This window comes from Streptomyces coelicoflavus, assembly GCF_003112555.1.
GTDB lineage: Bacteria > Actinomycetota > Actinomycetes > Streptomycetales > Streptomycetaceae > Streptomyces > Streptomyces coelicoflavus.
The window spans coordinates 109,036-121,284 of the sequence record NZ_BEWB01000011.1; the positions used below are offsets into that span (position 1 = coordinate 109,036).

Consider the following 12,249-nt stretch of genomic DNA (forward strand, 5'->3'; position numbering starts at 1 on the left):
GTCATCCCATGCTCTTCGCACCGTCCAGGGACTCCCGGATGATGTCGGCGTGGCCCGCGTGCTGGGCGGTCTCGGCCATGATGTGCATCAGCACCCGGCGTGCCGACCACTCGGTCTCGGCCTGGAACCACGGCGCCTTCGGCAACGGCTGCGTGACCCCCAGGTCGGGCAGGGTGGCGACCAGCTCGTCGGTCAGGCGGGCCGCCTCGGTGTAGTCGGCCAGTACGGCGTCCAGCGTGTCACCGGGCAGCATCCGGAACTCGTCGGCCCGCTGCGCCCAGTCGGCCTCGGTCATGGCCGTGAAGTCGCCCATCGCGGACGGTCCCTCCAGGATGAAGTTCCGCCAGCCCCGCTCGACCGCGGTGACGTGCTTGATCAGACCGCCCAGACACAGCTCGCTGGCGGTGGTCCGCAGTCCGGCCTGCTCGTCGGTGAGCTCACGGGTGGTGAAGCGCAGGAAGTGCCGGTGCTTGGCCAGCATCTCCAGCAGGTCGGCGCGCTCGCCGGTGACGGCCGCGGCCTCGGCCGGCTCGCGGGTGGTCGGCTCGCCGGTGCTGTGCTCGGTGGTGCCGCGCTCGGTGGTGGTCATGGTCTCCGCCTTCCGGTGTTCCTGCTCCGTCGGTCGAGGACCACGCTACGGACCGTCTAGGTCAATACGTGTCCTAGATCGAGGAGCCTGGACCAGTTGGACCAGTTGGACCAGTAGGACCAGTAGGACCAGTGGGGCCAGTGGGGCCAGTGGGGCCAGTGGGGCCAGTGGGGCCAGTGGGGCCAGTGAGGCCGGTCGGACCAGTTGGACCAGTGGGACTAGTGGGCGACCTCGCCACCGCCCATCAGCAGGCCCAGCCCCTCGGTGTCGTCGAAGGCGTCCCCGGACAGCCGGGTGGCACCCGCGACGGAGGGACCGTCGGCGGTCCCGGGCAGCAGGTGGGCGACGCCGTCGACCGTGTCGCTGCCCGGCGCGGTCACCACGAGGTCGGCACGGCCGTCGCCGTCCAGGTCGGTCAGGCCCACGGCGCTGCCGAAGTCGGCGTCCCCGCCCGGCGCGGCACCGAGGTCGTCCCCGTCGAACAGCCGGGCGCCCTCGCCGCTGAGCCCGTCCGGTCCGCCCGACAGGAACAGCACCTGTTCCGGCCCCGGCTCCCCGTACACGTCCCAGCGGGGAGCCCCGGCGACCACGTCCGCGTACCCGTCGCCGTTGACGTCCCCGGTGTCCAGACTGGTGAAGACGGCGTCCACGTCCTGGGGCTCCTCTCCGGGCACGCCGGAGGTGTCCCGGTCGACGGTCGTCGTACGCGCACCCGGGCCGCCCCGCGACCCGTACACCACCGTCACCGAACTGCGGCTCGCGTCGCCGCCCCGGGGGCTGAGGACCAGGTCGTCGACGCCGTCGCCGTCCACGTCGCCGATCGCCCCCTCGCCCGCGTCGGGAATCGAGGTGCCCTCGGGCTGGATGAATCCGTCCCGGCCGCCGCGCAGGTGACTCACCGGCCGGTTCAGCTCGGCCCAGGACGCCTCGGGGTCCGGGTCGGCGGTGTGGAAGGCGACCAGGTCGTCGATGCCGTCGCCGTCGAGGTCCCCGGCGAGAAGGTCGCCGTAGTTCGCGTTGGCGACCTCGGGGGAGGGCCGGCGCGGGGCGGGGACGCGGCCGGTCCCGGCGGGGGTGCCGTCCCGGCCGAAGGGCCCCTTGAGCAGCCCCTTGTCGGAGCCGAGCCCGAAGACCAGGTCGGGGTGCCCGTCCCCGTCGAAGTCACCGGCGGCGAGCTGCTCGTCCAGGATCGGATCGTTGTCCCACGCCACGTGGCTGACGTCGGTGCCGGGTACCCGGGTCGCGCGCTTCAGCCCGTCCTCGGACCCCCACACGATGATCACGCTCGGCTTCCAGTCGAAGACGGAGGCGGCGAGGTCGGTGTACCCGTCCCCGTCGAGGTCGCGCGCCACGACGTCCGTCCCGAAGAACGCCTCGTCCCGGTTCTCGCCCGGTATCCCGGCGTCGTCCTGCGTCAGGTACTGGCACCGGGCGATCCCCGTCCCGTCCCCCGCCCCGTAGGCGACCTCGACACTCCCTCCACCGGACCCGCCCGCCACGCTCCCTCCCGACCCGAGGGCCAGGTCGGGATGCCCGTCCCCGTCGAAGTCGGCGGCGCCCTCCGGGGCGGACGCGGCGGCCGCGGCGGACGCGGTGCCGTGGGGGGTGCCGCTGGCGCATCCGTACGGCGCGGCGATGTCGTCCGGTCCGCCGTCGGCGATCACCAGCCCCGCGGCGACCGCCAGGACGACGACGGCCGCACCGCCCCCGATCACCCGGGGCCGCGTTCCGAACCGCCGTCGCGGCGGCGCCTCCACCTGATCGTCCGAGCCGTCCATACGGACGATCACGCACGGACCGCGCCACCCGGTTCCTGTCAACGACTCGGGCCGGCATGCCCGTCCACCGTCGTCCGGGGCCGACGGGCGCGGCCGACAGCTCGGTCCCCGACGGACCCCGGGACCGGCACTGATCCCACGGTGCCACCCCGCCGCCGGCCGTCAGTCCTCGGTCGTACACCCAAGTAGCGCTCCGCTCCGATGTGTCGGAGGGTGCGCGGCGCCTAACTTCGGGTGCATGACCGACAGAGCGACCACTTCGCGCAGAACCGTCCTGACCGCACTGCTCGCCGGGGCCCTGTCCGTCCCCCTCCTGGGAGCCGCACCCGCGTCCTCGGCCCCCGCCGGCCCGTTGGCGCTGCCCCGGCCCACCGGCCCCCACCCCGTGGGCCGCCGCACCCTGCACCTCGTCGACCGGCGCCGCACCGACCCGTGGGTGCCGTCGGCCCGGGGCCGGGAGCTGATGGTGTCCGTGTTCTACCCGGCACGCTCGTCCGGCGGGACCCCGGCGGCGTACATGACCGAGGGCGAGGCGCAGCGCCTCCTGGACGCCAGGGGACTCGGCGGAGTCGTACCCGCAGCGACGGTCGCCGGAGCGCGCACGCACGCGCAGGACTCCGCACTCCCCGCGCCGGGCCGCTTCCCCCTCCTGCTGCTGTCTCCCGGTTTCTCGATGCCGCGCACCACGCTCACCTCGCTCGCCGGGGAGCTGGCCTCCCGCGGTTACGTCGTCGCCGCCGTGGACCACGCCTACGAATCCGTCGGGACGGAGTTCCCCGGGGGCCGGACACCGCCCTGCGTGGCCTGCGACCGGGTCGGCGCCGACGGCGGGGAGGCGGCCGTCGTGACGGGCCGGGCGGCGGATCTGTCCTTCGTGATCGACGAGTTGACCGACCCCCGGAGAGCGGGGGCGCTCGCGGGCGTGATCGACGCGTGCCGCGTCGGGGCCGCCGGGCATTCGATCGGCGGAGCGGCCGCCATGGCGGCGATGGCCGCCGACGGCCGCGTACGGGCGGGGGTCAACCTCGACGGGGACCACTTCGTACGGGACGCGGGAGACGGGCTCGGCCTGCGTCCGTTCATGATGCTCGGCGCCGGGTCCACGCACAGCCCCGGCAGTCCCGGCACCGACTGGCCCACCACCTGGGACCGCCTGCACGGCTGGAAACGCTGGCTGACCGTGGCCGGGGCCGGGCACTACTCGTTCACCGACCTCCCCTGGCTGGCGGGGCGGCTGGGGCTTGCCGACCCGGCGATTCCGCTCCCGTACGAGCGGGGTTGGTACATCACCCGCGACTTCGTTCGCGCGTTCTTCGACCTCCACCTGCGGGGCGTCCCGCAGCCACTCCTCGACGGTCCCACGGCCTCGCGCCCCGAGGTCGATTTCCACCGGCCGTAGCGGCGGCGCAGGCGGCGGGCGTCACCGGCGGCGCTCTCGCTCCAGCCCCTCCGCGAGCACTTCCGCCAGATGCCGCCCCCGCACTCCCGCCAGCTGCTCCAGCTGGGTCCGGCACGAGAAGCCGTCGGCCAGGACCACCGCACCGTCCGGTGCCTCGCGCACCGCGGGGAGCAGCCGGTCCTCCGCGCAGGCCGCCGACACCTCGTAGTGGCCGTCCTCGAAACCGAAGTTGCCCGCGAGGCCGCAGCAGCCGCCGGTCAGGTCACCGGCCAGGCCCGCCGACGCGCGCAGGCGGCGGTCGGCCGCGTCGCCCAGGACCGCGTGCTGGTGGCAGTGGGTCTGGCCGACCGCCGGACGGTTCAGGGCCGGCGGGGCCCAGTCGGGGGCGTGGCGCTCCAGCACCTCGGCGAAGGTCAGCACCCGCTCCGCCAGCCGGGCGGCGCGCGGGTCGTCGTGCAGCAGCTCGGGCAGGTCCGTGCGCAGGGCCGCGGCGCAGCTGGGCTCCAGCACGACGACCGGCGCGGCCGTCTCAAGGACCGGGGCCATCAGGTCCAGCGTGCGGCGCAGCACCGCGCGGGCGCGGTCCAGTTGGCCCGTCGAGACGTACGTCAGGCCGCAGCAGACCCGGCCCCGGCGGGCCGCCAGCAGGGACAGGGCAGACCTCGACGTGCCGTCCCCGACCACCGCCCGCCCCCGCAGCGTCGGCGGCAGCGCCACCCGCAACCCCGCCGCCTCCAGCACCCGTACGGCCGCCCGGCCCACGGAGGGGGAGAGGTGCTCGGTGAACGTGTCGGGCCACAGCACCACCAGGTCGCCGTCCCCGGCCGGTCCCCGGCGCCGCCCCCGCCACCACGCGCTGAACGTCTCCCCCGCCAGCCGCGGCACGTCCCGCTCCGCCGCGATCCCGCCCAGCCGCTTCGCCACGGCGGCCAACGGCCGGACCGACGCGAGTGCGTTGAGTACCGGCGCCGTCCGCGTCCGCGCCGCCCAGCGCAGCCACACCGGCAGCCACCCCATCGCGTAGTGGGCGGCGGGGCGGCGGCGCCCCTCGTAGTGGTGGTGCAGGAACTCCGCCTTGTACGTGGCCATGTCGACCTCGACCGGGCAGTCGGAGCGGCAGCCCTTGCAGGACAGGCACAGGTCGAGGGCGTCCCTGACCTCCGTCGACCGCCAGCCGTCCGTCACCAGTTCCCCGGCGAGCATCTCGTGCAGGAGACGGGCCCGCCCGCGCGTCGAGTGCTGCTCGTCCCCCGTGGCGCGGAAGGACGGACACATCACGCCCGCCCCCGGCACCGACGTCGTACGGCACTTGGCAACCCCGACACAGCGGCGCACGGCCGCCGAGAAGTCGCCGCCGTCGGCCGGGTAGCCGAACTCCACGTCGACGGGCTCGCGCGGCAGGACGGAGAAGCGCAGGTTGGTGTCGAGCGGGGCCGGGCGGACCAGCATGCCGGGGTTGAGGAGGTCGTCCGGGTCCCAGACGGCCTTCGCGCGCTCGAAGAGCGCCACCGTCTCCTCCCCGTACATCCTCGGCAGCAGCTCCGCGCGCGCCTGCCCGTCCCCGTGCTCCCCGGACAGCGAACCCCCGTGCGCCACGACCACGTCCGCCAGCTCCTCGGAGAAGCGACGGAAGCGTGCGACTCCGGCGTCCGTCAGCAGGTCGAAGTCGATGCGTACGTGGATGCAGCCGTCGCCGAAGTGCCCGTACGGGGTGCCGCGCAGGCCGTGGGCGGTCAGCAGGGCGCGGAAGTCCCGCAGATAGCCGCCCAGCCGGGCCGGCGGCACCGCGCAGTCCTCCCACCCCGGCCACGCCTCCGAGCCTCCCCCAGACTCCGTCCGGGAGGTGCCCCCAGGCATCCGCGTCGCCGTACCGCTCGCGTCCTCCCGGACGCGCCACAGCGTCCGCTGTCCGGCCGGGTCGGTCACCACCAGCGCGTCGACGACGTCCGCCGCCCGTACGACCGCCTCCGCACGCGCGCGTGCCTCCGCTTCCGTGTCGCCGCCGGTCTCCACGAAGAGCCAGGCACCGCCCCTCGGCAGTCCCTCCGTGGACGGCACCAGGTCGACCGCCATGCCCTCCACCGTCAGCGGGCCCAGCGGCAGCAGCCCGGCCGCCGCCTCCGCCGCACCGGCCTCGTCGGCGTAGCCCAGCACCGCCAGCGCACGCGCCCGCGGAGACTCGACCAGCCGTACGACCGCCTCGGTCAGTACGCCCAGCGTGCCCTCCGAGCCGCAGAAGGAACGGGCCACGTCCGCGCCGTGCTCCGGGAGCAGGGCGTCCAGCGCGTAGCCGGAGATGCGGCGCGGGAGGTCGGGGAAGCCGGTGCGCAGGCGGGCCAGGTCGCCGTCGACGAGGTCGCGCAGGCCCTCCGGCGCGCCGGCCCACTCCTGCCCGAGCCGCAGCCGCCGCCCCCGCGCGGTGAGCACGGACAGCTCGCGCACGCTGTCCGCCGTCGTGCCCCAGGCCACCGAGTGGGAGCCGCAGGAGTTGTTGCCGATCATTCCGCCGAGCGTGCAGCGGCTGTGGGTGGACGGGTCGGGCCCGAAGCGCAGGCCGTGCGGCGCGGCGGCGTCCTGGAGGCGGTCCAGGACCAGCCCCGGCTGGACGACGGCCGTACGCGCCTCCGGGTCGAGCGCGACCAGCCGGTTCATGTGCCGGGTGAAGTCCAGCACCACGCCCGTGCCCGTCGCCTGCCCGGCGATCGACGTACCGCCGCCCCGCGCCACGACCGGCACCTCGCGCTCCCGGCACACCTCCAGTACGGCGGCCACGTCGTCGGCGTCCCTGGGCGCGACCACCCCGAGCGGGACCCTCCGGTAGTTCGAGGCGTCCATGGTGGTCAGCGCCCGCGAGGTGACGTCGAACCCGACCTCGCCGCGGACGGTCCTGCGCAGTGCTGCCTCCAGATCGGTCATGCCTCCAGCATGGGCGCTCGTAGCTCCGTACAGGTCCGCACGGCGGAGATCTCGTCTCATCGGACGGACATGTCTTCGTCCCGTTTGGCCGAGGCGATACCCTCCGGCTCGTGGCTGAGATCCAGATTCCTGCTGACATGAAGCCCGCGGACGGTCGTTTCGGCGCGGGTCCCTCCAAGGTGCGGGTGGAGGCGCTGGACGCCCTGGCCGCCACCGGTACGTCCCTGCTCGGCACCTCCCACCGCCAGGCGCCCGTCAAGAACCTGGTCGGCAAGGTCCGCGAGGGCATCCGCGAGCTGTTCCGGCTCCCCGACGGCTACGAGGTGATCCTCGGCAACGGCGGGTCCACCGCGTTCTGGGACGTCGCGACCCACGGCCTGATCGAGAACCGGTCGCAGCACCTGAGCTTCGGCGAGTTCTCCTCCAAGTTCGCCAAGGCCGCGAAGCTCGCGCCCTGGCTGGCCGAGCCGACCGTCGTCTCCTCCGACCCCGGCACCCACCCCGAGGCGCACGCCGAGGCCGGCGTGGACGTGTACGGCCTCACGCACAACGAGACCTCGACCGGCGTCGCCATGCCCATCAAGCGCGTGGCCGGTGCCGACGAGGGCGCCCTCGTCCTGGTGGACGCGACGTCCGGCGCGGGCGGCCTCCCGGTGGACGTCTCCGAGACCGACGTCTACTACTTCGCCCCGCAGAAGTCCTTCGCCTCCGACGGCGGCCTGTGGATCGGCGTGTTCTCCCCGGCCGCGATCGAGCGCGCCGAGCGCGTGCACGCGTCCGGCCGCCACGTCCCGGAGTTCTTCTCGCTGCCGACGGCGATCGACAACTCCCGCAAGAACCAGACGTACAACACCCCGGCGCTGGCCACCCTCTTCCTCCTCGGCGAGCAGCTGGACTGGATGAACGGCCAGGGCGGCCTGGACTTCACCACCGCCCGCACCAAGGACTCCTCGACCCGCCTGTACACCTGGGCCGACGAGTCCAAGTACGCCACCCCGTTCGTCTCCGACCCGGCCAAGCGCTCGCAGGTCATCGGCACGATCGACTTCTCCGACGACATCGACGCCGCCGCGGTCGCCAAGGTGCTGCGCGCCAACGGCATCGTCGACACCGAGCCGTACCGCAAGCTCGGCCGCAACCAGCTGCGCGTCGCGATGTTCCCGGCGATCGACCCGGCGGACGTCGAGGCGCTGACGAAGTGCGTGGACCACGTCATCGAGAAGCTGTAGTCGCGACCACCGCTCCGACGACGGAGGGCGCCCGGCGGATCATCCACCGGGCGCCCTTCGCGCATCGGCGGGACCTCTGCTCCCCGTCGAACGGCTCCTGGCCGTAACGCCCTCGGAAACGACCGACCCGCGAAGGACAGGGCTACTGTCAGACCGCCGTGGGAGGCTTCGTCGATGGAGTCTTCAAAGGTGATCGAGACACTGTGGGACCGGATCCAGGCCCGTGACTGGGCGGGTGTGGCCGCGTTGATCGCGGAGGACGTCGTGGTCGAGTGGCCGATCAGCCTCGAACGCATCGTCGGCCGGGACAACTTCGTCGCGGTGAACCGTGAATATCCGGAGGGCTGGTCGATTCGGGTGCTCAAGGTGGTGGCCGAGGGCGACGAAGTCGTCTCCGAGGTCGAAGTGCCGCACGACAGTCTCGGCGTCTTCCGCGCGGCATCGTTCTGGACCGTCCGTGACGGGCGGGTCGTCCGTGGAACGGAGTACTGGACGAGCCTGGGAGCGGACCCGCGGCCTGAATGGCGGGCGTCCCTCGTCGAACCGATGTAGCGCCGAACGGAGGGCGCCCGGCGGTACGGAGCGGTCGTTCCGGCAGCGTCGAGTCGCTCGGTCACCACCTCGAACACCCCGCGCTGCCTCGGGCCGGGCTTGAAGCTGACACCGTGTGAGGACCTAGCGTTGCCGCCGTGGACGACGGGACGTGGTGGACGGTCGGCGAGCTGGCACAGGCGACCGGGGTGTCGGTGCGGGTGCTGCGGCACTGGGACGCGTTGGGGGTGGTGTCTCCCGAACGTACGCCGAGCGGCCACCGTCGTTACGGCCCCGCGCACGTCACGCGTCTGTACCGGGCGACGGCCCTGCGCCGGACCGGCCTGGGGCTCCGGCAGATCGCCGCGTTGCTGGCCCAGGAGGATCCGGACCCGGCGGCGACACTGCGCGCCCACCTCGACGACGTCGAGGAGGACCTCCGACGGCGAAGCCAACTCCGCGACCGGCTCCGGGCCGCGCTCGAGAGTCCGGAGCCGGACCAGTTGACGAAGGTGATCGAGACCATGACGATGTTCGAGCAGTACGTGCACGGCTACCGTTCCGAGGAGAGCACGCGCCTCGCGGACCAGGCGGACGCCCTCGCCGAGCTGTTGCACGCAGGCATCCGCTTCCGGCCCGGCGAACGGGTCCTGGAGATGGGGTGCGGCGTGGGTGCCCAGACGGTCGCCCTGGCTTCGCGGAGCCCGCACGCGCACTTCGTGTCGGCCGACATCGCCCCCGAGTCGCTGAAGTCGGCCTCGCGCCGCGTCGCCGCCGCGGGCCTGGCGAATGTCGAGTTCGCCGAGAAGGACGTGTTCGCCCTCCCCGAACGGGAGGGCGGCTTCGCCGAGGCGTCCTTCGACCACGTCTTCGTGTGCTTCCTGCTCGAGCACCTGCCCTCGCCGGCCGACGCGCTGCGCCGGCTGCGTCGCCTCGTGCGGCCCGGCGGCACGGTCACGGTGATCGAGGGCGACCACGGCTCGGCCTATTTCCACCCGGACGACGAAGCCGCGCGCGCGGCCATCGCATGCCAGGTCACGCTGCAACGCCATGCCGGCGGCGACGCCCTCATCGGGCGGCGGCTCTTCCCTCTGTTGCACGAGGCGGAGTGGTCGGACATCGCGGTCACCCCTCGCACCGTCTACGTCGACGGCAGCCGGCCGGACCTCGCCGAGAGCTTCACCAGACGCACCTTCACCGCGATGGTCTCCGGTGTCCGGGAGCCCGCCGTCGCGGCGGGGCTGACCGACCCGGACACCTTCGACGCGGGCATCGCCGCCCTGCGGCGCACGGCCGAACCCGACGGAGTGTTCTGCTACACGTTCTTCAAGGCGGTCGCACACCGCCCGACCTGACCGTGGCTCGCACAGGCCCGCCCCTCAGGCCGGCCCCGCCCCGAGGGCGCGGCGGACCGCGTCGGCGCGGTCGCGGATGTGGGCCTTGGCGAACAGGTTGTTGATGTGGGTCTTGACCGTGGCCTCGCTGATGAAGAGCTTCTCCGCGATGCCCCGGTTGGACAGGCCCTGGCCGATCAGGGCGAGGACCTCGCGTTCGCGGGGTGTGAGGTCGTCCGGCAGGGGCTGCCGGGCCGCCTCGCCCGGAGCGGGCGCCGCCGCCCTCGTCCTGGCCGTGGCGAGCAGACGGTTCTGGACCTCGCGGTCGAGTACGGACTGGCCCGCGCCCGCGGCCCGGATCGCCCGGGTGATGTCCTGGCGTCCCGCGTTCTTGGTCAGGTAGCCGCGGGCTCCCGCGCCGAGCGCGCCCAGGATCGAGTCGTCGTCGGCGAAGGTGGTCAGGACGACCACCGCCACCTCCGGGTACTCCTCGGTCAGGCGGCGGGTGGTCTCGATGCCGTCCAGCACGGGCATGCGCAGGTCCATCAGCACCACGTCGACGGGGCCCGCGGCCACCGCCGCCAGGACCTCGGTGCCGTCCGCGGCCGCCGCCACGACGTCGATGTCCCCGGCCAGCCCGAGCACCGCCGCGAGCGGCTCCCGCACGGCGGCCTGGTCGTCGGCGACGACCACCTTCAACCGCGCTGCTCCGTCCGTCTGTTCGCTCATCCCGGAATCACTGCCTCCACCTGCCAGCCGCCCTGGTCCTGCCCCTCGGTGACCGGCCCCGCGCCGACGCTCCCGCCCAGCAGGGCGACGCGCTCGCGCATGCCGATCAACCCCATTCCGCTGCCGACGCCCGGGGTCACCGCGCGGGTGGCGGGCCGGTTGCGGATCCTCAGTGTGATCGACGACGCGGTGAACGTCAGGTCCACCCCGACGTCCCCGCCGGGAGCGTGCCGGGCCGCGTTGGTCAACGCCTCCTGGGCGATCCTCAGCAGGTTCTGGGTGACCTGGGCCGGCACCTCGCGGACGGTGCCGGTGACGGTGACGGCGTCGTGGTGGCCCGCCGACTCGACCATCGCGGTCAGGCTCTCCAGCAGCGGCAGCGCGTCCTCCCGCAGCGCGTGCACGGTCCACTGCGCCTGCTTCAGGCTCTCCTTGACCAGACCGTGCGCCTTGGCGTTGGCCTCCCGGACCTTCTCCAGGTCCCCCGTCTCGAGCAGGGCGTCGGCCAGTTCCAGCTGCATGTTGATGCCGGCGAGGGAGTGCGCGAGGACGTCGTGCACGTCCCGCGCGATCCGGCCGCGCTCGGTGAGGACGGCGGTCCTCGCCTCCGCGCGGGCGGCGCGTTCCGCCGACTCGGCGGCCGAGAGCGCCGACCGTACGGCCTGGCGCTGGGTGCGGTTGAGGATGCCGACCACGACCGGGGCGCCCGTGGTGAGGCCGAGCACCCAGGGCAGCTCCGGGTTCCCCGGGCCGAGGTGGAAGTACAGGACACCGGCGCAGAGCAGGGAGCACGCCCCCGCGAGGGCGAGGGCCCGCCCGGTGCCGAGCCGGTATCCGACGTGTCCGGCGACGAAGTAGGCGAACAGGTAAGTCGTCCCGCTGTCGCCGACCCCGAGCAGGGCGGCCGCCGCGACGATGCCGGACGAGAGCCAGGCGAGCGCCAGCCGTGGGGGAACCCTGCTCTCGGGCACTCCCCTGGCCAGCAGTGCCGCGGAGTTGACCACGAAGAGGACGGCGACCGCCAGGCCCTGGCCGCCGAGTCCCATGGGCCGGATCGTCACGGCTCCCACGGCGACGACCGCGAGGCTCAGGCCCCACTGCACCCGCGGGTCCTGACCGGGGACCGGACGCGGGTCCGCCCCCGGGTGCGGGGGCGGAGGGTTCTCGGTGGCGGACACCGGCAGAACATAGCGCACGGTCAGGCCGTACGGTCGAGGACGGGCGCCGCGGAGGCGGCCGAAGCCCCGGTCACGGCCCGGGTGCGGCTGCGCACGTAGATCGTGGCCACCCGCGTGACCACCTCGGTGACCGCCATCAGGACGAACGCCGCCACCCAGGCCTGGTCGCTCGTGATGTGGTGGTCGATGCTGAACCGGGCGACGTCGTCGGCGCCGCCGCCGTGCTCGACCCAGACCTGGAAGCCCATGCGGGCGCCCATGCCCAGCACCCAGAGGACCGCCGACACGGCGCCCGCCTTGATCATGAGGTGCCCGTCGAGGGGCCGGATCCGGGTGTAGACGCCACCCGCGACGCCGAGCGCGGCGCCCACGGCCGTGAGGGCCGCGATCAGGACGAGGTCGTTGCCCGCGGTCGGAACGGAGTCCAGGTACGAGTACGCCACGACGGCCACGATCCCCAGCGGGATCAGGAAGGTCCCGCGGTCGAGCCGGCCTTCCCGCAGCTGACGGAAGACGACCAGAACGAGGGCGATGTCGGTGATCCACTCAGTCGTTGTCATGCCCTC

General features: G+C 73.7%; 10 protein-coding genes. 4 read left to right on the plus strand and 6 right to left on the minus strand.

Going from position 1 to position 12,249, the window contains the following annotated elements; genetic code table 11:
• Nucleotide 1: 1 nt before the first annotated feature.
• Together Sco07f_RS26345 and Sco07f_RS26355 are read right to left on the minus strand one after the other, a co-directional pair.
• Nucleotides 2-589: a DinB family protein gene (locus Sco07f_RS26345; RefSeq protein WP_108989384.1), complete on the minus strand. Its 588-nt coding sequence runs from the start codon at nt 587-589 to the stop codon at nt 2-4.
• Nucleotides 590-807: 218 nt separating this feature from the next.
• Complete coding sequence (locus Sco07f_RS26355; RefSeq protein ID WP_244942152.1) at nt 808-2,379, minus strand: FG-GAP-like repeat-containing protein; 1,572 nt, start codon at nt 2,377-2,379, stop codon at nt 808-810.
• Nucleotides 2,380-2,605: 226 nt separating this feature from the next.
• On the opposite strand from Sco07f_RS26355, the gene Sco07f_RS26360 reads away from it, so the two are divergent.
• On the plus strand, nt 2,606-3,766 hold the full coding sequence (locus tag Sco07f_RS26360) for an alpha/beta hydrolase family protein (RefSeq protein ID WP_108989386.1): 1,161 nt from the start codon (nt 2,606-2,608) through the stop codon (nt 3,764-3,766).
• 21 nt (nt 3,767-3,787) lie between these two features.
• Here the strand turns inward: Sco07f_RS26360 and Sco07f_RS26365 are convergent, their stop codons facing one another.
• Complete coding sequence (locus Sco07f_RS26365; protein WP_108989387.1) at nt 3,788-6,682, minus strand: FAD-binding and (Fe-S)-binding domain-containing protein; 2,895 nt, start codon at nt 6,680-6,682, stop codon at nt 3,788-3,790.
• A 110-nt stretch (nt 6,683-6,792) separates the two neighbouring features.
• On the opposite strand from Sco07f_RS26365, the gene serC reads away from it, so the two are divergent.
• The 3 genes from serC (at nt 6,793) to Sco07f_RS26380 (ending at nt 9,797) form a co-directional block, all read left to right on the plus strand.
• Nucleotides 6,793-7,911, plus strand: a complete 1,119-nt coding sequence (gene serC, locus Sco07f_RS26370; RefSeq protein ID WP_087790534.1) for a phosphoserine transaminase — start codon at nt 6,793-6,795, stop codon at nt 7,909-7,911.
• A gap of 174 nt (nt 7,912-8,085) precedes the next feature.
• On the plus strand, nt 8,086-8,463 hold the full coding sequence (locus Sco07f_RS26375; RefSeq protein WP_087790533.1) for a nuclear transport factor 2 family protein: 378 nt from the start codon (nt 8,086-8,088) through the stop codon (nt 8,461-8,463).
• A gap of 137 nt (nt 8,464-8,600) precedes the next feature.
• Complete coding sequence (locus Sco07f_RS26380; protein WP_108989388.1) at nt 8,601-9,797, plus strand: methyltransferase domain-containing protein; 1,197 nt, start codon at nt 8,601-8,603, stop codon at nt 9,795-9,797.
• 24 nt (nt 9,798-9,821) lie between these two features.
• On the opposite strand, the gene Sco07f_RS26385 is transcribed toward Sco07f_RS26380, so the two are convergent.
• Genes Sco07f_RS26385 through Sco07f_RS26395 form a run of 3 tightly spaced genes read right to left on the minus strand, consistent with a single transcriptional unit; the run spans nt 9,822 to nt 12,243 of the window.
• On the minus strand, nt 9,822-10,505 hold the full coding sequence (locus Sco07f_RS26385; protein WP_054103603.1) for a response regulator transcription factor: 684 nt from the start codon (nt 10,503-10,505) through the stop codon (nt 9,822-9,824).
• Nucleotides 10,502-11,701 carry a sensor histidine kinase gene (locus Sco07f_RS26390; RefSeq protein WP_054103602.1) on the minus strand — a complete coding sequence of 400 codons (1,200 nt, stop codon included), beginning with the start codon at nt 11,699-11,701 and terminating at the stop codon, nt 10,502-10,504. Before Sco07f_RS26390 ends, Sco07f_RS26385 begins: the two co-directional genes overlap by 4 nt.
• A 2-nt stretch (nt 11,702-11,703) precedes the next feature.
• Entirely contained in the window at nt 11,704-12,243 is a 540-nt protein-coding gene (locus Sco07f_RS26395) for a hypothetical protein (protein ID WP_087790529.1), read from the minus strand.
• Between the last annotated feature and the right edge of the window lie 6 nt (nt 12,244-12,249).

Excerpts from the sequence above, each read along its gene's own strand:
- Sco07f_RS26365 (WP_108989387.1), bottom strand. The coding sequence starts at position 6,682 with ATGACCGATCTGGAGGCAGCACTGCGCAGGACCGTCCGCGGCGAGGTC.
- Sco07f_RS26345 (WP_108989384.1), bottom strand. The coding sequence starts at position 589 with ATGACCACCACCGAGCGCGGCACCACCGAGCACAGCACCGGCGAGCCG.
- Sco07f_RS26360 (WP_108989386.1), top strand. The coding sequence starts at position 2,606 with ATGACCGACAGAGCGACCACTTCGCGCAGAACCGTCCTGACCGCACTG.
- Sco07f_RS26395 (WP_087790529.1), bottom strand. The coding sequence starts at position 12,243 with ATGACAACGACTGAGTGGATCACCGACATCGCCCTCGTTCTGGTCGTC.
- Sco07f_RS26385 (WP_054103603.1), bottom strand. The coding sequence starts at position 10,505 with ATGAGCGAACAGACGGACGGAGCAGCGCGGTTGAAGGTGGTCGTCGCC.
- Sco07f_RS26375 (WP_087790533.1), top strand. The coding sequence starts at position 8,086 with ATGGAGTCTTCAAAGGTGATCGAGACACTGTGGGACCGGATCCAGGCC.